Genomic DNA, 19,422 nt, shown 5'->3' with positions numbered 1-19,422 from the left:
GGGCGGGACAAGGCATTAGAGGCCTATGACCAAACAGCTCGATTATCACACGATCAAAGAGATTTTTACCCGTTTCCGCGAAGCCGAACCGGAACCGAAGGGGGAACTCGATCACACCAATGCCTACACGCTGGTGGTGGCTGTGGCGCTCTCGGCGCAAGCGACCGACAAGGGCGTGAACAAGGCGACGAAAGAGCTGTTCAAGATCGCCGACACGCCGCAAAAGATGCTCGATCTGGGCGAAGAGGGGCTCATTGAGCACATCAAGACCATCGGGCTTTATCGCAACAAGGCGAAGAACGTCATCAAGCTGTCGAAAATTCTGGTCGATGACTATGAGGGCGAAGTGCCCTCGTCGCGCGCCGCTTTGGAAAGCCTGCCGGGCGTCGGGCGCAAGACCGCCAATGTCGTGTTGAACATGTGGTGGCATGTGCCGACGCAGGCGGTCGATACCCATATCTTTCGCTTTGGCAATCGCTCGGGCGTCGCGGTCGGCAAGGATGTCGTCGCGGTCGAGCGCGCCATCGAAGACCAAATCCCGGCGGAATTTCAACAACATGCCCATCACTGGATGATCCTGCACGGGCGCTATACCTGCGTCGCGCGCAAGCCGAAATGCGCGGCCTGTCTCATCCGTGATCTTTGTGACTTCGAGGAGAAGAACCTTGACTAAAACCTATCAGGTTGTCGGCATCGGCAACGCCATCGTCGATGTGATCACCCAGGCGGATGACAATTTCCTCGAACTCATGGGGATCGAAAAGGGCATCATGCAGCTCGTGGAACGGGCGCGCGGCGAGATGCTTTACGGTGCGATGACCAACCGGGTGCAGACGCCGGGCGGCTCGGTCGCCAATACGCTGGCGGGGCTGGGGTCTCTAGGGCTCAAGACCGGGTTTATCGGCCGGGTGCATGACGACGCTCTGGGTCGGTTCTACGCCGCGGAGATGGAAGCCGATGGCACGTCCTTCGTGAACCCTCCGGTGCCGGGCGGCGAGCTTCCGACCTCGCGCTCGATGATTTTCGTGTCGCCGGATGGCGAGCGCTCGATGAACACCTATCTCGGGATTTCCTCGGAAATTTCGTCGCAGGACGTGCCGGAATCGGTGGCTTCGGACACGGAGATCATGTTCCTCGAAGGCTATCTTTACGACAAGCCCAAGGGCAAAGAGGCGTTCAACCGCGCGGCCGATCTGACCCACAAGGCGGGCGGCATGGTCGGGATTTCGCTCTCCGATCCGTTCTGCGTCGACCGTCACCGCGACGATTTCCGCAAATTCGTCAAGGAGATGGATTTCGTGATCGGCAACGAACACGAATGGGAAAGCCTCTATCAAACGGACCTCTCGACGGCGCTGGAAACCGCTGCATCCGAATCCGGGCTGGTGGTCTGCACCCGTTCCGGCTCCGATGTGGTTCTGGTGCGCGGGGACGAGGAGGCCGTTGTGCCGGTGCATCGGGTGCAGCCCGTCGACACCACCGGCGCGGGCGATCAGTTCGCGGCGGGGTTCCTCTATGGTTTGGCCACGGGCCAGAGCCTTGAGATCAGCGGGCGCATGGGCTGTGTCGCCGCCGCCGAGGTGATCTCTCACATCGGGCCGCGCCCGGAGACGGACATGAAAATCCTGTTCCAGAAACAGGGGCTGATCTGAGGCTTTTTTGATGGCTTAAATACTCGAAACGGCGCGCGGGTTTCCACCTGCGCGCCGTTTTGAGTATTTGGACAGCAAAGGAAACGTCTAGTGCGCTTCCGCCCAGGTGTCGCCGATGCCCGCGTCCACTTCGATGGGGACATCGAGATGCACGGCAGGGGCGGCGGCGTTTTCCATGACGTCTTTCACCACCTCGATCACCGCATCGCAGGCGCCCTCGTCCACTTCGAAAATCAATTCGTCATGCACCTGCAACAGCATGGTGGCGGGCAGATCCTTGATCGCCTCGGGCATGCGGATCATGGCGCGGCGGATGATGTCGGCGGCGGAGCCCTGGATCGGGGCGTTGATCGCCTGACGTTTGGCAAAACCGGCCTGCGGGCCTTTGGCGCCGATCTCCGGCGTGTGGATTTTGCGACCGAACAGGGTCTGGACGTATTTGTGATCTTTTGCGAACTCCACCGTGTCGTCCATGTACTGTTTGATGCCGGGGAAGCGTTCGAAATAACGGTCGATGAAGCCCTGTGCCTCGGCACGCGGGATACGCAGGTTGCGGGCGAGGCCGAAACCCGAGATGCCATAGATGACGCCGAAGTTGATCGCTTTGGCCTGGCGGCGGACCATCGGGTCCATGCCCTCGATCGGCACGCCAAACATCTCGGAGGCGGTCATGGCGTGAATGTCCAGCCCATCGCGGAAGGCCTGTTTCAGGCTGTCGATATTCGCGACATGGGCGAGGATGCGCAGTTCGATCTGGCTATAGTCGAGCGAGATGAGCTTGCGGCCCTTGGGGGCGATGAAGGCCTCGCGGATGCGGCGGCCTTCGTCCGAACGCACGGGGATGTTTTGCAGGTTCGGGTCCGACGAGGACAGTCGGCCAGTGACTGCACCGGTTTGCAGGTACGAGGTGTGAACGCGGCCCGTTTCGGCGTTGATGAAAGTCTGGAGCGCGTCGGTGTAGGTCGATTTCAGCTTGGACAACTGCCGCCAGTCGAGCACGCGGGCGGGCAACTCGTGGCCTTCGGCGGCGAGGTCTTCGAGAATGTCGGCACCGGTCGCATAGGCGCCGGTCTTGCCCTTTTTCCCGCCGGGGAGCGACATTTTGTCGAAGAGAATTTCGCCAAGCTGTTTCGGCGAACCGACGTTGAAATTCTCGCCTGCGAGTTGATGAATCTCGTCCTCAAGCCCGGCCATTTTCTGCGCGAAGGCGTTGGACATGCGCGAGAGCACATCGCGGTCCACGAGCACGCCCGCCATTTCCATTTTGACGAGCACAGGCGAGAGCGGGCGCTCCAGCGTTTCATAGACCGTGGTGACGCGTTCGGCGTGGAGCTGCGGCTTGAACATCTGCCAGAGGCGGAGCGTGATGTCGGCGTCTTCGGCGGCGTAGGCGACGGCCTTGGTCATCTCGACCTTGTCGAAGGTGATCGCCGATTTGCCGGTGCCCAGAAGCTCTTTCGTCGGGATCGGCGTGTGGTTCAGATAGCGTTCGGACAAGGCGTCCATGCCATGCGTGTTGATCCCGGCATGGAGCGCGTAGGACATCAGCATGGTGTCGTCAAAAGGCGCGATGGTGACGCCGTTGCGCGCGAAAATCTTCGCGTCGTATTTCATGTTTTGGCCGATTTTGAGGATGCTCGGGTCCTCAAGCACGGGTTTGAGCGCGTCCAGAACCATGTTTTTGGCGAGCTGCCCATCGACAAGGTTCGAGCCGCCGAACAAATCGTCCTCTCCCACCGTATGCCCGACCGGAATGTAACAGGCCACGCCCGGCTCGACGCAGAGCGACACGCCCACGAGATCGGCGACCATTTCGTCGAGGCCGGTGGTTTCGGTGTCCACCGCGACATATCCGCGGGCATAGATCGCGTCGATCCAACGCTCCAGCGCGCCCATGGTCGAGACCTTTTCATAGGCCGAGGTGTCGAAGGGTTTGGCTTCGGGCGTCGCGGGGGCGTCGGCGGTGTTGGCGGCAGAAGGGGCAGGGGCCTCCGGGATCGCGGGGGCTGCGACGCCGAACTTGTCGGAGACCCGTTTGACGATGGTGCGGAATTCCATTTTCGACAGGAAGTCCAAAAGCCTGTCCGCGTCCGGTTCCTGAACCTCAAGACTATCGAGGGTGAAATCCAGCTCCATGTCACAGACGAGCTTCACCAGCTCGCGGGAAATCCGGATCTGTTCGGCTTTGTCGATCAGGGTCTCGCGGCGTTTCGGTTGTTTGATTTCTTCGGCGCGTGCCAGCAGGCTGTCGAGATCGCCGAATTCGTTGATCAGAAGGGCGGCGGTCTTGAGCCCGATCCCCGGCGCGCCCGGCACGTTGTCGACCGAATCGCCCGCAAGCGCCTGAACGTCCACCACCCGCTCCGGGCCGACACCGAATTTCTCCTCGACGCCCTCGCGGTCGATGCGCTTGTTCTTCATCGGGTCGAGCATCTCGACGCCGTCGCCAACCAGTTGCATCAGGTCCTTGTCCGAGGAGATGATCGTCACCCGACCACCGGCGTCGCGCGCCTGATGCGCCAGCGTGCCGATGATGTCATCGGCCTCGAACCCCTGAATTTCGATGCAGGCGACGTTGAACGCGCGGGTCGCCTCGCGGGTCAGCGGGAATTGCGGCACGAGATCTTCGGGCGCGGGCGGGCGGTTCGCCTTGTAGGCGGGGTAGAGATCGTTGCGAAAGGTCTTGCCGGAATGATCGAAAATCACCGCCGCATGGGTCGGTGCGTCATTGCCGCTGGCGTCCTCGATATACTTGTAAAGCATGTTGCAAAAACCCGAGACGGCGCCCACCGGCAGGCCATCGGATTTGCGCGTCAGCGGCGGCAGGGCATGGTAAGCCCGAAAGATAAAGGCCGATCCGTCGATCAGATGCAGGTGGCTGCCCTTGCCGAATGTCATGTCGCGCGTATCCCGTCCCGGTTTCACTCGCGCCTTGATAACACGGAAGGCCGGATGGGCTGCAAGCAGGTAAGCCGGGGCGGAGCGCTTGCGCGCCATTTTGTCGTCGGTTCTGGCTCAGGCGACGTGGGAGGATTTCACCCCCTCAAGCATGCCGTCGGCCATGAAATAAAGGAATTCGTCCCAGGCTTCGGCCAATTCCTCCGTCCAAGGTGTGCCGGTCGCTTCGGCAAAGGTCTCGATGATCTGTTGGATCAGGAAAGGGTGTTTTTCACGCCACGAGCCGTAATGCGCATAGTCCTGCCCCATCTTGTGCAATGTCGCAAACAGGGCGGTGGGATGATCGGCGGAGAGAAGCGCCAGTTCGATCAGCCCGTCCAGCACGCGTGCGCGTTGGCGCAGGCTGCCGTCATATTGCGCTGCGGCCTCGGGGTCTTCGCCGAGTTGTCGGTTGTAGACAGAAATAAAAAGATCGGGACGCTGTGACGACAGCGCCCGGAAATTGTTGCGCACGAGCGTGATTTGACGGGCCGAAGGCATGATGCGTCTCCCATGTCGGTTGGAAAGACGCTACAGCCCAAGCCTTAACGAAATGAGAACGTTCGGGAAAAATCCCGTCACGCGTCGCTGAGGCGCGCACTTTCGTGAATGTATTTCTTGTCGCAATAGGGGCATTCGACATAGCATGTGTCATGCGGGATCACGAGCCAGACGCGCGGATGTCCAAGCGCGCCCTCACCGCCGTCGCAGGCCACTTTCCAGGTGGAGACCACTTCGGTTTCCGGCGCTTCAATCGTCATCTCTTTCGTTCCTTTTGCTGTGAACGTGCCTTTGCACGGTCTTTGGCGGAGCGTGTGGGTCTTTGCAAGGGGGCCTGTGTGGCCAGTGCGGTTGCCGAGAGCCCAGAGACCGCCTAGATCAGGCCTGCATGATAGCCATCCGCGGGATGCGGACAAGAGGGAACCGGCGCAAATCTCGGTTTCGGAGCATCGCAAGGGGGAAGAGACCATGAGCAACGCAATCGAAATCGAAGCCCTGCGCAAGACCTATGGCGGGGCCAAGGGGCAGCCGCCGAAAGAGGCGCTCAAGGGGGTGGATATGAGCATTCCGCAAGGGTCTATTTTCGGCCTTCTGGGGCCCAACGGCGCGGGCAAGTCGACGATGATCAACATCCTTGCGGGGCTGGTGATCAAGACCTCCGGCCGGGTGAAGATCTGGGGCTTCGATCAGGATGTGAACCCGCGCCAGTCGCGTGCCGCCATCGGGGTGATGCCGCAGGAGCTGAACCTCGATCCGTTCTTTACGCCGCGCGGGGCGCTCGAGGTGCAGGCCGGGTTGTACGGTGTGCCGAAACGCGATCGGCGCACCGATGAGATTCTTGAATTGATCGGGTTGACCGACAAGGCCGATTCCTATGCCCGCACGCTGTCTGGCGGCATGCGGCGGCGGCTTTTGCTGGGCAAGGCGCTGGTGCACAACCCGCAGATCCTCGTGCTCGACGAACCCACCGCAGGGGTCGACATCGAACTCAGGCAGATGCTCTGGAGCAATGTGCGCAAGCTCAACGAGGAGCGCGGCATGACCATCATCCTGACCACGCATTACCTCGAAGAGGCGCAGGAGATGTGCGACGAGATCGCGATCATCAACCACGGTGCGCTGATCAAGCGCGACACGACGAAAAACCTTCTGGGGATGATGGATGCCAAGACGCTTGTGATCGAACCGGAGGGCGCGGCACCTGACATCACCGAGCTGCCGGAAGGTGTCAAAATGGAGCGGCGCACGGATGGCACGCTGTCCTTCGATTTCTCGCGGCATCAAACCTCGGTGGGCGCGATCATCGATGCGGTGCAGGCGGCGGGGATCACCATCGGCGACGTCCGCACCATGGAACCGAATCTGGAAGATGTTTTCGTCAATCTGACCTCCGGGAAGTAAGCTCCGGTTTTCTGATGGTCAAAATACTCAATAAAAAACCCCGCATTTCGCGGGGTTTTGTCATATTTGATATGGGGGGCTATTTCACGACCAGCGGCCCGCAGGGCTCGCCGCCCAGAAGATGCACATGGAAATGCGGCACTTCCTGATGCGAATGCGCCCCCGAGTTGGTGATCAGGCGAAAGCCCTCGCCGCCCGCCGACTCGGCCACGCCCATCGCCTCGGCGACCTTGGCAACGGATTTGAAGAAATCGAGCTGTTCGGCATCGGGCGCCGCCTGAACGAAATGGTCGTAGCAACGGTACGGCCCCTTCGGGATCACGAGGATATGGACCTTCTTGCTCGGCGAAATATCGGGGAAGGCCAGCGTATGGTCGCTCTCGAACACCGGCGTCGAGGGAATTTCGCCGCGCAGGATTTTTGCGAAAACATTCTGGTCGTCATAGGCGTAGGGCATCGGGGCCTCTTTCAGTCGGAAAACAGGTAGTGCATCGAGACGATCTCGCGTGCGGTATCTTCGGGAATGCCGAGGAAGCGCGCAAGGGGGCGCGCGTTTTCTTCCGGTGTGTTGGATTGCGAGATGCGCGCGTAATGGTCGAATTCGGCGTCGCGGATGCGGTCGCTCTCGTGATTGATGTCGGCGCGGATCGTTGGCAACAGGCGCTGGAGCGCTTCGTCGGGCGTCTGATCGCCCGCCAGCCCAGTGCGTTTGGCGTGACCCGAGAGATAATCGTCGGTGAACTCGCAGTCGATTTCAAGCACCCGCGTGCCGGAGCGGTCGGCGTTGAAATCGCGGATCAGCTCGATACCTTGCGGGTCGAGACAGACCACCATCTTGTCGGCATCGAAATAGTCGAACAGCATTCGCACCCAGGCCCGCCGGTGCCGGGTGCGTTTCTCCAGGCTTTTCTCGATGCCGCCGAGATCGGGCAGATAGGTGTTTTCCTCGTTGAACAGATATTCGAGACAGGGAATGTCCGTCTGTTCCTTGATCCGCGACACCAGCCGCTTGGCGACGTGCCATTTCTTGCAAACGATCATCAAAAGCTCGCGGTCCCGGCCCAGCGTGCTTTCGGTTTCCCAGAAGCGTTGCGCGAACCGTCGCCCGTCGCGTCCGCGCCCGGTGAGAAAGGTAAAAAGCGACCGCCCTTCGTTGGAAATCTGGAACTCGACCCCGGTGGCGGCAAACAGATCGCCCAGGCGTTTTTTCAACTCCTTGGCCTCGGGGGAGATTTTGCGGGCGAACAGATAATCCTGCGACAGCAGAAGGTCGTAGTGGTCGTTATAGAACACCACGGGCATGCCGTAATCGGTGAACATCAGGAAGGTGAGCGTGCGGGTCTTGATTTCGTTTTCCGGCACGAGATGGCGCACGAGGGTCTGAAAGAACGTCTCGTCGGGAATCCATGTGGTGCGGAAGAACTTCATCACATCCTTGCGTTGACGTGTGAAATCGAGAATCCATTCGATCGTGCGACGGCGCAGGCACCACCATTGCGAGCCGATCATGATTTGCAGATCCTCGGGAATCTTGCGTTCCAGGCCAAGCCGCCGCTGCATCCAGAAGCTTTGATAAAACAGCCACTTATGCGTGCGCTCGTTGAACCAGTGGCGATAGATCAGCCGCTCTTCCTTGATCCCGGTCTTGATCCAGTCGCTTTCGAAAAAGTCGAAACTTTCGATCACATCCACATCCTCGCGGTCGAGGTAATCGTGGATATATTCGGCGGTCTTGATCGCCATGCAATCGCCCGAGAGCATGTAGAAATGCGTGGCGCGCGGAAAGGCTTGCTCGGCGGCCTCGATGGCGTAAAGCGTGGCCTCGACAAGGCTCCAAGCCCCCCAGCCGCATTTGATGCGCTTCGTGGCATAGGCGACGTTGGGATTGTCCTTGAGCCCTTCGCGGATCGCCTCGAACGCTTCCTTGCCGCCGCGCGCGTCGAAATGGATGGCGATGTAATCGCCCGCGCGGGTCAGACGCCGGGCTTGATCTATGATCGCTTCCGGGTCCTTATGGCACAGCAAGATGAAGGCAATTCGTGCCATATTGGAAACCGTAACCTCAATTATGACGCATTGTTCGCGTATTAAACGTAACCAATCATTGAATAATCAAGGCGAATTTGCTTTTAAAGCGAAAAGGCGCGTGGGTGGCGCGACATAAACGGAGTTGTGGTAAATATGGGCTTTCCCGGAACCTGGATGACCGAAAGCGAGAGCGTGGTGTACCGCGTTGTCCCGAAATGTGCCTGCTCGACCATCGGTCAGATCATGTTCTATTCCGACCATGGCGAATTTTTCGACGGCGACATTCACGACAGCACGGACCGCATGCACAAATGGGCGCAGGACGGCAGTCAGGCGCTGATCGAAGCCAATGTGCTGGCGCATAAGTCCTATGCCTTCACCTGTGTGCGCAATCCCTACACCCGTGTGCTGTCGTCGTTTTTCGACAAGATCTGTGGCATTCAGCGCAACGGCAACCGCTATCGTGGCAAGATGGTGCCGCAGCTCATCCAGAAATACGGCATCGAGGTCGGTGGTGAGGACGGCAAGCAGGAGTTCGATCAGATCGCCAGCTTCCGCCGCTTCCTTCTGTTTGTGCGCGATACCATCCGTTTTCGCCGTCCGATGGAGCCGGACATTCACTGGTCCTCGATGTCGGGGCATGTGTCCACGTTCATCGTCAACGGCGGCACTTACGACAAGATTTTCTTCACCGAGAAATTCAACGAGGGCATGCAGGAGGTGCTCGATCATATCGAGACGCCGCATAAGGTCGATCTGGCCTCGATCCCGCGCTTCAACGAATCCGAAGGCCACGGGCCGAAACGCCTGCATCCGGTCGAGGACTATTTCGACGATCTCTCGATGCATCTGATGTGGGAAATCTACAAAAAGGATTTCCAGCTTTTCAAATACGATTTCGAAAACCCGGGCAACAAGATGCCGATTGGCGAGGTCGATCTGGCCGAGGTTCACGCCAAGCTCGGCGATTGAACTTTCCTTCGGGCGCAAGAAAAACGCCGTCGGGGTGACCCGGCGGCGTTTTCGTGTGTGTCGTGGGGTTGGGCGCGCGCGCGCCCAGTGCCGCTTATTGGTAGGTGTCGGCGGTTTTGATTGCGAGCGGCGTGCCGTTGCTGCCGACCAGCACGAATTCGACGTCGGAAACCGGAGAGGCGTTCAGGCGCACTTTGACGTTGGTGTTTGCGCCAGCGTTCACATCGGCGGAGCCGAGAAGGGCGCCGCGCTCGCCGCCGTGGAAGTTGTAAACTTGCAGGGTGGCGTTTTCATCGGCGCGGACGAGGTCCACGGAAGCCACGGTTTTCGTGTCGCTCTGGTTGCCGGGGATGATGTAGTTCGGGCCAGCGAAAGCGGCGGAACCGGCAACGGCGATAACAGCGGCGGCGGAGAGAGTTTTCAGAGAGAAGGTCATTGTTTTGGTCCTTTGTAAGAGTGTGGCGCTGTCTGTGTGTTTTTGCGCCTTTCGATGAAATTGAATTTAGGGGTTCGTCTCGAATGTGTAAATGCGAACTAATACTCAAATAATGACTCCAGTATGTGCGAAAATATTGATCACATTTTCGGGATTTGGGCTGGAAATCGGCCATAAGTTTTCATTGATGTGAAAATTACGGCATTGTGCGCTTTCACACATAAGTGAGCCGTTGTGCGCGACGGAGCGGGAATAAATCCACGCAAACCCTGACTGGTGGAGTTCTGTCCCGGGGCTGCGTCGGAATTTCCTCTGGTTTTTTGCAGATGATCGGGCATGGATATATCCATGTCTCACGATCATCATGCTCACGCGCCGCACCACGGCCACCATCACCACCACATCGACCCGGATGCGGGCGATGCCCGTGTCGCAGGCGCCATCGCGGTCAATCTGTTGCTGACGCTGGCGCAGATCGTCGGCGGGGTGATCTCCGGTTCCATGGCGCTGATCGCCGATGCGATTCACAACCTGTCGGACGCGATCTCTCTGGTCATCGCCTTCGGCGCGCGCAAGATCGCGCGCAAGCCCCGCGACGGGGCGATGACATTCGGCTATGCCCGCGCGGAGATTGTCGCGGCCATGGTCAATTACACCACGCTGCTGGTGATCTCGGTCTATCTTTTCGCCGAAGGGGTCTCGCGCCTGTTCAACCCGCCGGAGATCGCGGGCTGGACCGTGGTGATCATCGCCGGGATTGCGCTTGTCGTCGATCTGGTGACGGCGGCTCTGACATGGTCCATGTCAAAGGACAGCTTGAACATCCGTGCTGCCTTTCTGCACAATCTCGCCGACGCCGGAACCTCGGTGGCGGTGATCGTCGGTGGCGTGGTGATCCTGTTGTGGGACTGGCGGTTGATCGATCCGATCCTGACCATCCTGATCGCTGTCTATATCCTCGTGCATGCGTTCATTGAAATTCGTCCGGTCGTCCGCATCCTGATGCTCGGAGCACCGGAGGGGCGCGAAGCCGGGGACGTGACCCGCGCCATGGAGGGCGTCGAAGCGGTCGAAGAGGTGCATCACGTGCATCTCTGGCAGATCGATGAACACCGGACCTCCGTCGAGGCGCATGTGGTCACTGCGGGTGACCCGGCGGAGGTTCTGGGGGCGGTCAAGGCAGTGCTGCGCGACCGTTTCGGCATCGCCCATTCGACGCTCGAAATCGAGGCTCCCGGTGCGGGCTGTGCCGGAGAGGCGCCGGGGTTTCAGCCGCTCAGGTGATCCGTCCCGCGGATTGCGCCTTGCGAAACCATTCAAGCCCCTCTTCGGTGCGCTTCCTCGGGATGTATTCGGCGGAGATCCAGCCGGAATAGCCGCTCTCGTCCACAGCCTTGAAAAACGCCGGGTAGTCGATCAGGCCTTTCACCGGTTCGTGCCGCTCCGGCGCGCCCGCGATCTGGATGTGCCGGACATAGGGCGCGTAACGTTCCCAGGCGGTCATCGCATCGCCGGTGATGATCTGGGCGTGATAGGCGTCGAACTGGAGCCCGAGGTTCAACTCCGCGACCGCATCGAGCACCTCGATCGCCAGATCGAAATCGTCGAGGAAATAGCCCGGCATGTCATGCGGGTTGATCGGTTCGATGGTGAGGCTCATGTTCGGCGCTTCCTGCGCCGCCCAAGCCAGATTGCGCTTGTAGGTCTCAAGCGCCACAACGCCCTTGGCCTTACCCGCCATGATATGCATATGCCCGGCCTTGAGGAACTCGGCATATCTGAGCGCGCGTTTGAAATCGCGCCGGAACCGTTCTTCCAATCCCGGCACGGCGGCAAAGCCCCGTTCGCCGCCGGTGTAATTCGGCGGCGGCACATTGATCAGCACCATCTTGAGATCGAGATCCTGCATGCGCCAGGCAATTTCCGAGGCCGGTTCGTCATAGGGAAACAGAACTTCGACCGCCTTGAAACCTGCTGCCTTCGCCTCGGCGAAGCGTTCGAGGAACGGGTATTCCTTGAACAGGAAAGACAGGTTGGCGGCGAATTTGGGCATCGGGTCAGGCGGGGGTCAGGTGAGGGTTCAGGTCAGATCGTCGGCTTTCGCGATTTCGAAAAACGTGTTTTTCGACCAGACGCCAAAAACCGTCTCGCCGTCAATCTCCCGCGTGACAGCATGGTCAACGAGGCGGAAAAAGCTTTTGCGGTCGATCAGCGCCTCAAGCCCTGCGCGCACTTCGACATAGGGTGCGGGGGTGCCGTCGCGGGTCGCGACCCGGATCGGGTGCTCCGCATCCGCCGTGACCCGGTCGCCGACCGAGGTGAGAAAGCTGAGTTTTTGCGCTTCGCCTTCGCCCTCCACGTCGAAATCCACGGCCAGAAACGGCGCATCGTCGACGGTGATTCCCACTTTTTCCACGGGCGTCACAAGGAAATAGCGGTCCCCTTCGCGTTTCAGCACGGTCGAGAACAGCCGCACCAAAGGGGCCCGTCCGATCGGGCTGCCGAGATAATGCCATGTGCCATCGCGGGCGATCCGCATGTCCAGATCGCCGCAAAACGGCGGGTTCCAGCGCTCGACGGGCGGCAAACCGCGGCCTTCCGCCGAGCGGATCGCCGCGGCAATGCTCTCTGCGGAAACACTCATCGGAAAATCCCCCTTTTAACCCTTTTGTCATTTGTGCTTTTGCACGCAGGTGTCCTTAATAGTGTCACGGAATGACATCGGAGGTGAAGCCATGACTGAAACCGACCTTGCGGCAGAAATCGACGCGCTGGGCGCGAAACTGGCCGATGCCAAGGCCTCGATCACCCGCCGCTTCATCGGTCAGGAAACCGTGGTCGATCTGGTTCTGTCTTCGATGCTTTGCGGCGGTCACGCTTTGCTTTTGGGTCTTCCGGGGCTGGGCAAGACGCGTCTGGTCGATACGCTTTCGACCGTGATGGGCCTCAAAGGGGCGCGCGTGCAGTTCACCCCCGATCTGATGCCCGCCGACATCCTTGGCTCCGAGGTTTTGGAAACCGCCCCCGACGGCTCGCGGGCGTTTCGTTTCATCGAAGGGCCGGTGTTCTGTCAGCTCCTCTTGGCCGACGAGATCAACCGCGCCAGCCCCCGCACCCAATCCGCGCTTTTGCAGGCGATGCAGGAGAAATCCGTCACCATCGCCGGGCAGCCGCACGCTCTCGAAGCCCCGTTCCACGTCCTCGCCACGCAAAACCCGCTGGAACAAGAGGGCACCTATCCGCTCCCCGAGGCCCAGCTCGACCGTTTCCTCGTTCAGGTCGATGTCGAATATCCCGACCGCGACACCGAGCGCGACATCCTGATCGCCACCACCGGGGCCGATGAAGGCGAAGCGCATCAGGTCTTTACCGCCGCCGAACTGATCCGCGCGCAGACGCTTCTGCGCAAGATGCCGGTGGGTGAACAGGTCGTCGAAATGATCCTCGATCTGGTCCGCGCCTGTCGTCCGAATGAACCCGAGGCCACCGATATGGTGAACGCCTCCGTCGCTTGGGGGCCGGGGCCACGCGCGGCGCAGGCGCTGATGCTCACCACCCGCGCGCGTGCTTTGCTCGACGGGCGGTTGGCGCCCAGCACGGAAGACGTCTTGGCCATGGCGCGCCCGGTGCTCATTCACCGCATGGCGCTGACCTTTGCGGCGCGCGCGCGTGGCGACGATCTCGGTGCGATCATCGCGTCCGTTGCCGCCTCCGCCATGGACGCGCGGTCCGCCGCGTGAGTGAAAACCCCGCCCCCGCCGCCCTGCGCGCCCGCGCAGAGACGCTCGCCGCCCCCTTGCCGCCCTTGCAAGCCCGGGCCGAACAGCTTGCCCGCGCGATGCTGATCGGCGGGCACGGGCGTCGGCAATCCGGCATGGGCGACGAGTTCTGGCAATACCGCCCGGCGCAGGCGGGCGATCCGGGGCGCGCCATCGACTGGCGGCGTTCGGGCCGCTCCGACGGGCATTATGTGCGCGAAAAGGAATGGCAGGCGGCGCAATCGGTCCATCTCTGGGTCGATCTCTCGGCCTCCATGGGCTTTACCTCCGGCAAGGCGATCCCGCCGAAATCCGACCGCGCGGCTTTGCTCGCCATGGCCCTGTCGATCCTTTTGATGAAAGGTGGCGAACGTGTGTCGCTCGCCTCTCTCGGTACGCCGCCCCGTATCGGGGCACTGCAACTCCGGCGCATCGCCGAAGGTCTTTCGCAACAGGGCGAGACCGACTATGGCGCCCCCGACGCGCGCCTCTTTTTGCCTCATGCCCGCGCGCTGTTCCTGTCGGATTTCCTCGGCCCCCTCGAGGCGATTGAAGACGCCGTCGGCATGGCCTCAGATCGCGGCATTTCCGGCGTGCTCTATCAAATTCTCGACCCCGCCGAAGAGGCCTTTCCCTATCAGGGCCGCACGGTTTTTACCTCCATGAGTGGCACTGTGCGCCATGAAACTCTGCGCGCGGGCGATCTGCGTGACCGTTATCTGGAGCGCCTCGCCGAGCGCAAGGATCACCTGAGCCGCATCGCCCATCATGCCGGTTGGCGCTTTGCCACGCATCACACGAACGGCGCTGATCTTCCTGCGCTCCTGTGGCTTTACGAGGCTTTGGAGGGCCCGCGCTGATGTGGATTCTCGGCCCCATCGGGTTCACCGCGCCTTGGGTGCTCCTCGCGCTCGCTCTTTTGCCGATCCTCTGGATTTTGCTGCGCGCCGTGCCGCCCGCGCCGGTCAAACGCCGCTTTCCGGGCGTCGCGCTTCTTTTGGGACTGAAGGACGAAGAGGTCGAAGCCGACCGCACACCCTGGTGGCTTTTGCTCTTGCGGATGTTGGCGGTTGCCGCCCTCATCATTGCCTTCGCCGGTCCCGTTCTGAACCCGCGCGTTGAGCGCGGCGGCTCCGGGCCATTGCTCGTTCTGATGGATGCAAGCTGGGCCTCCGCGCCCGATTGGACCCTGCGCATGGGGCGGCTGGGTCAGGCGCTCGATGAGGCGGAGGTCGATGGGCGTACCCTCTGCATTCTGCCCGCCACCGACATTCCCGCCGAAGGCTGCGCCTTTCTCTCCGCCGCCGATTGGCGTCCGCGTCTTGCGGGGATCGAACCCGCCGGTTTCGCGCCCGATATGGATGCTTTGAGTGGTGCATTGACCACGCTCCCCGATGGGGTCGAAACGCTCTGGCTCTCGGATGGTCTGGCGCGCGACGGGCGGGATCGCGTGTTGTCGCTGTTGCAATCTCATGGCCCCGTCTCGGTGTTCGAAACCGGGCGGGATCGTCTGGCACTTGGGGCTTTGTCGCTGACCGACACGGGTGTCACCCTGCCGGTGTTGCGCGCCGGGAACGGACCGCGCGACGTGACCGTTGTCGCCCATGGCACAGATCCTGCCGGGGTCGCCCGCGAACTGGCGCGGCAAGAGGTCAAGCTCGACGGCGCGCGGGCCGAGGTGATCTTTGATCTGCCGCCCGAATTGCGCGCCCGTGTCAGTCGTTTTGAGATCGAAGGCGAGCGCAGTGCTGGGGCCAAACGTCTTACCGACGACAGCCTCAAACGCCGTGAGGTCGCGCTTTTGTCGGTGCGCGAAGGTGGCGAGGGGCTGCAACTTCTGTCACAGCTGCATTACATTCGTGCCGCGCTTTACGGCAAAGCCGATGTGATCGAGGGCGCTCTGGAAGACCTGATCATGGCGAACCCGGATGTGATCGTTCTGGCCGATGTGGCGCAGCTTTCGGGCGGCGAGGCGGCGGATCTGCTCGATTGGGTGAGCGAGGGGGGAATGCTTCTGCGCTTCGCCGGGCCGCAGCTTGCCGCCTCCGATGTGGCGCGCGACGCGGAAGACCCGCTGATGCCCGTGCGTCTGCGCGCAGGCGGGCGGACGCTTGGCGGTGCCATGAGTTGGGGCGAGCCGAAACGCCTGCGCCCCTTTGCAGAGACCTCGCCGTTTTATGGCCTGCCGGTCCCCGAGGATGTCGAGGTGAATGCGCAGGTCATGGCCCAGCCCGATCCCGAGCTTGCCGCCCGCACCATTGCGACGCTCGAAGACGGCACGCCGCTTGTCACACGCAAGGCGCTGGGGCAGGGGCAGGTCGTGTTGTTCCACGTCACCGCCAATGCGGAATGGTCGACGCTGCCTTTGTCGGGCCTCTTTGTGTCGATGCTCGACCGACTGTCCGTGACGTCGCAAGCGGCGCTTCTGGAGGCCGACGACCTGACGGGCCAAAGCCTTCAGCCGCAAGAGCTTATGGACGGGTTCGGCACGCTCACGGATGCCGGGACAGTGCCGCCGGTCGCGGGCGAGACTTTCGCCACCGCCCGCGCTTCCCGCGCCACGCCGCCGGGGCTCTATCAGGGGCGCGATGCGCTTCGGGCGCTCAATGTGATGGCGGAAGGCGACACCCTGACCGTCGCAAGCTGGCCCTCCGACGTGCCGCTCTCCGGTGTGACGGCGGCGCGTGAACGCCCGCTCTCGCCCGCGCTTTTGCTCGCGGCTCTGGCGCTTCTGGGGGCCGATCTTCTGGCTTCGCTCTGGCTTTCGGGGCGGCTTTTCGGGGCGCGGGCCGTGCCGCTCCTGCTTCTGGCGCTGGCGCTCTCGCCGCAAGATCTGCGCGCCCAAAGCCCCGACGATTTCGCCCTTCTCGCCTCCTCCGAGTTGACGCTCGCCTATGTCAAAACCGGCGATGCCGTGCTCGACCGCACCTCCGAAGCGGGGCTTCAGGGCCTCTCCGACATGCTCACCGCGCGCACCTCCGTCGAGCCCGCGGGGCCCATGGGCATTGATCTCGAAACCGATCCGCTCGGGTTCTTCCCGCTGCTCTATTGGCCCGTGACCACGACGCAGCCCATGCCCTCCGCCGCCGCCTATACCAAGCTCAACGCCTATTTGCGCACCGGCGGCGTGATTGTGTTCGACACGCGCGACGCCGATGTTGCCGCTTTCGGGGCCGCGACGCCCACCGGCACGCGGCTTCAGGCGCTGGCCTCCCCGCTCGACATCCCGCCGCTCGAACAGATCCCCGAAGATCACGTTCTGACCCGCGCCTTCTACCTGTTGCGCGATTTTCCGGGCCGTCATGCCGAAGGCACGCTCTGGGTCGAAGCCTCGCCCGACAGCGAGCAGGCCGAAGGCATGCCGTTTCGCAATCTCAACGACAATGTGACCCCGGTGATCATCGGCGGCGGCGATTGGGCGGCGGCCTGGGCGGTGGATGACACGGGCTTTCCGATGCTGCCCGTGGGCCGTGGCTTTGCGGGCGAGCGGCAGCGTGAAATGGCCTATCGTTTCGGCATCAACCTCGTGGTCTATGTGCTGACCGGCAATTACAAATCCGATCAGGTCCATGTCCCCGCACTTCTCGACAGGTTGGGCCAATGATCCGCGATCTCGCTTTCTCCCCGCTTCTCCCTTGGCCCGTGCTGGCGGTTTTGGCCGCGCTCGCGGTCCTGCTGATCGCGTTTGCGGCGTTTCGCGGCCTCTCTGGCTGGGTCTTCCGCGCGCTCGCCGCCCTTGGCATTCTGGCCTTTCTCTTTGGGCCCTCTTTGCGCGAAGAACAACGCGATCCGCTGTCCGACATCGTCTTTCTCGTGGTGGATGAAAGCGCGTCCGAGGCGCTTTCCTCCCGTCCGGAGCAAATTGCAGACGCCCGCGCCACGCTGGAGGCGCGCCTGTCCGCTCTGCCCAATACTGAACTGCGGGTGATCACGCTGGGCGATGCGCCGGACAATCGCGGCACGCTGTTGATGACCGCTCTGACGGAGGCCATGGCCGACGAGCCGCGCGGGCGTTTGGCGGGCGCGTTCCTGCTCTCGGACGGTCAGCTCCACGATGTCGATATCGCCCCCGATTTCCCCGCGCCGGTGCATCTTTTGCTGACCGGGGAGCCGGAGGATTGGGACCGGCGTCTCGTGATCGAAAGCGCGCCGTCTTTTGCCATTCTCGACGAAGAGGTCACGCTCAAACTCCGCATCGAGGATCAGGGCAACCGCCCCGCAGGTCTTCCTGAGCTGACCGATCTGATGATCTCCATCGATGGCGAAGCGCCCGAACGCTTCACCGTGCCCATCGGTCGCCCGCTCGACGTGCCGCTCAAACTGGCGCATGGCGGCATGAACGTCATCCAGTTCACCCTGCCCGAAGCCCCCGGCGAACTCACCCCCCGCAACAACAGCGCCATGGTGCAGATCAACGGCGTGCGCGACCGGCTGCGTGTGTTGCTGGTGTCCGGCGAGCCGCACAATGGCGAGCGCACATGGCGCAACCTGTTGAAATCCGACCCTTCCGTCGATCTCGTCCATTTCACCATTCTCCGCCCGCCCTCGAAACAGGATGGCGTGCCTGTGACCGAGCTGTCGCTGATCGCGTTTCCGACCCGCGAGCTGTTCATGGAGAAGGTCGACGATTTCGACCTGATCATTTTCGACCGCTACAAATTGCGCGGCATCCTGCCCGCCTCCTATCTCGACAATATCGCGCGCTATGTTGAAGACGGCGGCGCGGTGCTCTTCGCCGCCGGTCCCGATTTCGCCACCGCCGACAGCCTCTATCGCTCGCCTCTGGCCCGTGTCATCCCGACCGCACCGACGGGCCGGGTGATCGAGGAACCCTTCCTGCCGCGTCTCACCGATCTCGGCGCGCGCCACCCGGTGACCGAAGGTCTCGGCGGGCTGCGCACAGGGGACGATCCGACTTGGGGCCGCTGGTTCCGTCAGGTCGAATTGGACCCCGGCGAGACCGGCGAAACCGTGATGTCCGGCGTCGACGGGCGGCCTTTGCTGGTGCTCGACCGGGTGGGCGAAGGGCGCGTGGCCGTCTTGGGCTCCGATCACGCCTGGCTCTGGACCCGTGGTGTCGAGGGCGGCGGGCCGCAGCTCGAATTGTTGCGCCGTCTCGCGCATTGGATGATGAAGGAGCCGGATCTCGAAGAAGAGGCCCTGACCGCTACGGCTGAGGGCAACACGCTGATCATCACCCGGCGCAGCCTGTCCGAAGGCGCGCGGTCGGTGACGATCGAGACGCCGGACGGCTCCGTTGTGGAGATCCCGATGGAAGAGATCGCACCGGGCCGTTTCATGGCCGAGCTGACCGAGGGCGACATGGGGCTGTACCGGCTTCGCGAAGGCGACCAGAGCGCGGTCATGGTCCTTGGCCCCGCAGCGCCGCGCGAGTTCGAAGAAACCATTGCGACGGGGGACAAACTTGCCCCGGTGATCAAGGCCTCGGGCGGTGGCACTTTTGCGCTCTCCGATGGTCTGCCCACGATCCGAACCGTCCCCGAGGGTCGCGTCGCCCATGGTCGCGACTGGATGGGCATCACGCCCCGCGAGGCCTATGTGACGCAATCGACCCGGTTGATGCCGGTCTTGCCGGGCTGGGTCTGGCTGCTGCTGTTGGCGGGGCTGTCGGTGGTGGCGTGGCTCAGGGAAGGGCGGCGATAGGCGTCTGCGCTTTGAGAGACGCGCTTTTGACACACAAACACCCCCGGCACGGTGACGTGTCGGGGGTGTTTCG

At 62.0% G+C, this 19,422-nt stretch carries 17 protein-coding genes; 9 read left to right on the top strand and 8 right to left on the bottom strand.

Annotated features, from left to right (window positions below; translation table 11 throughout):
* The first annotated feature begins 25 nt into the window (after positions 1 to 25).
* Positions 26 to 673 carry an endonuclease III gene (nth, locus tag V1471_RS12300; protein WP_434289123.1) on the top strand — a complete coding sequence of 216 codons (648 nt, stop codon included), beginning with the start codon at positions 26 to 28 and terminating at the stop codon, positions 671 to 673.
* On the top strand, positions 666 to 1,652 hold the full coding sequence (locus V1471_RS12295) for an adenosine kinase (protein WP_434289122.1): 987 nt from the start codon (positions 666 to 668) through the stop codon (positions 1,650 to 1,652). The genes nth and V1471_RS12295 overlap by 8 nt, the downstream gene beginning before the upstream one ends.
* Positions 1,653 to 1,739: 87 nt before the next feature.
* Here the strand turns inward: V1471_RS12295 and polA are convergent, their stop codons facing one another.
* From polA to V1471_RS12280, 3 genes are all read right to left on the bottom strand, one after another.
* On the bottom strand, positions 1,740 to 4,550 hold the full coding sequence (gene polA, locus V1471_RS12290) for a DNA polymerase I (protein WP_434290934.1): 2,811 nt from the start codon (positions 4,548 to 4,550) through the stop codon (positions 1,740 to 1,742).
* A gap of 117 nt (positions 4,551 to 4,667) precedes the next feature.
* The gene (locus tag V1471_RS12285; RefSeq protein ID WP_434289120.1) at positions 4,668 to 5,090 is read right to left on the bottom strand and encodes a hypothetical protein; all 423 of its coding nucleotides are present in this window, start codon (positions 5,088 to 5,090) and stop codon (positions 4,668 to 4,670) included.
* A gap of 77 nt (positions 5,091 to 5,167) precedes the next feature.
* Positions 5,168 to 5,350 (bottom strand): zinc-finger domain-containing protein, encoded by a 183-nt coding sequence (locus V1471_RS12280; protein ID WP_434289118.1) that lies wholly within the window; start codon positions 5,348 to 5,350, stop codon positions 5,168 to 5,170.
* 208 nt (positions 5,351 to 5,558) lie between these two features.
* Between V1471_RS12280 and V1471_RS12275 the strand changes: the two genes are divergently transcribed.
* The gene (locus V1471_RS12275) at positions 5,559 to 6,491 is read left to right on the top strand and encodes an ABC transporter ATP-binding protein (RefSeq protein WP_434289117.1); all 933 of its coding nucleotides are present in this window, start codon (positions 5,559 to 5,561) and stop codon (positions 6,489 to 6,491) included.
* A gap of 79 nt (positions 6,492 to 6,570) precedes the next feature.
* Here V1471_RS12275 and V1471_RS12270 read toward each other — a convergent pair whose 3' ends face one another.
* On the bottom strand, positions 6,571 to 6,948 hold the full coding sequence (locus V1471_RS12270) for an HIT domain-containing protein (protein ID WP_434289116.1): 378 nt from the start codon (positions 6,946 to 6,948) through the stop codon (positions 6,571 to 6,573).
* 11 nt (positions 6,949 to 6,959) lie between these two features.
* Complete coding sequence (locus tag V1471_RS12265; RefSeq protein WP_434289114.1) at positions 6,960 to 8,537, bottom strand: DUF5928 domain-containing protein; 1,578 nt, start codon at positions 8,535 to 8,537, stop codon at positions 6,960 to 6,962.
* Between the two features lie 135 nt (positions 8,538 to 8,672).
* Here V1471_RS12265 and V1471_RS12260 point away from each other — a divergent pair, with 135 nt between their 5' ends.
* Positions 8,673 to 9,491: a sulfotransferase family protein gene (locus V1471_RS12260; RefSeq protein ID WP_434289112.1), complete on the top strand. Its 819-nt coding sequence runs from the start codon at positions 8,673 to 8,675 to the stop codon at positions 9,489 to 9,491.
* A gap of 94 nt (positions 9,492 to 9,585) precedes the next feature.
* Here the strand turns inward: V1471_RS12260 and V1471_RS12255 are convergent, their stop codons facing one another.
* The gene (locus V1471_RS12255) at positions 9,586 to 9,927 is read right to left on the bottom strand and encodes a hypothetical protein (RefSeq protein ID WP_434289111.1); all 342 of its coding nucleotides are present in this window, start codon (positions 9,925 to 9,927) and stop codon (positions 9,586 to 9,588) included.
* A 348-nt stretch (positions 9,928 to 10,275) separates the two neighbouring features.
* Here V1471_RS12255 and V1471_RS12250 point away from each other — a divergent pair, with 348 nt between their 5' ends.
* Positions 10,276 to 11,211, top strand: coding sequence for a cation diffusion facilitator family transporter (locus tag V1471_RS12250; RefSeq protein ID WP_434289110.1), 936 nt, complete (start codon positions 10,276 to 10,278; stop codon positions 11,209 to 11,211).
* Here the strand turns inward: V1471_RS12250 and V1471_RS12245 are convergent.
* A complete protein-coding gene (locus V1471_RS12245; RefSeq protein WP_434289108.1) occupies positions 11,204 to 11,980 on the bottom strand; it encodes a hydroxypyruvate isomerase family protein in 777 nt (258 codons plus the stop codon). The two genes, V1471_RS12250 and V1471_RS12245, sit on opposite strands and share 8 nt — an antisense overlap.
* A gap of 27 nt (positions 11,981 to 12,007) precedes the next feature.
* On the bottom strand, positions 12,008 to 12,571 hold the full coding sequence (locus V1471_RS12240; protein ID WP_434289106.1) for a DUF1285 domain-containing protein: 564 nt from the start codon (positions 12,569 to 12,571) through the stop codon (positions 12,008 to 12,010).
* Positions 12,572 to 12,662: 91 nt separating this feature from the next.
* Between V1471_RS12240 and V1471_RS12235 the strand changes: the two genes are divergently transcribed.
* From V1471_RS12235 to V1471_RS12220, 4 genes are read left to right on the top strand one after another with little or no spacing between them, the layout of a single operon-like run.
* Positions 12,663 to 13,667: an AAA family ATPase gene (locus V1471_RS12235; protein ID WP_434289104.1), complete on the top strand. Its 1,005-nt coding sequence runs from the start codon at positions 12,663 to 12,665 to the stop codon at positions 13,665 to 13,667.
* Positions 13,664 to 14,545 (top strand): DUF58 domain-containing protein, encoded by an 882-nt coding sequence (locus tag V1471_RS12230; RefSeq protein ID WP_434289102.1) that lies wholly within the window; start codon positions 13,664 to 13,666, stop codon positions 14,543 to 14,545. The genes V1471_RS12235 and V1471_RS12230 overlap by 4 nt, the downstream gene beginning before the upstream one ends.
* Entirely contained in the window at positions 14,545 to 17,289 is a 2,745-nt protein-coding gene (locus V1471_RS12225) for a DUF4159 domain-containing protein (RefSeq protein ID WP_434289100.1), read from the top strand. The genes V1471_RS12230 and V1471_RS12225 overlap by 1 nt, the downstream gene beginning before the upstream one ends.
* Positions 17,286 to 19,349 (top strand): hypothetical protein, encoded by a 2,064-nt coding sequence (locus V1471_RS12220; RefSeq protein WP_434289099.1) that lies wholly within the window; start codon positions 17,286 to 17,288, stop codon positions 19,347 to 19,349. The genes V1471_RS12225 and V1471_RS12220 overlap by 4 nt, the downstream gene beginning before the upstream one ends.
* Positions 19,350 to 19,422 lie beyond the last annotated feature (73 nt).

Origin of the sequence: Celeribacter sp. SCSIO 80788, assembly GCF_051054295.1 — a bacterium.
Taxonomy (GTDB): domain Bacteria; phylum Pseudomonadota; class Alphaproteobacteria; order Rhodobacterales; family Rhodobacteraceae; genus Celeribacter.
The sequence above is the reverse complement of the archived record's forward strand: the minus strand, read 5'-3'. Positions and strand labels throughout refer to the sequence as shown.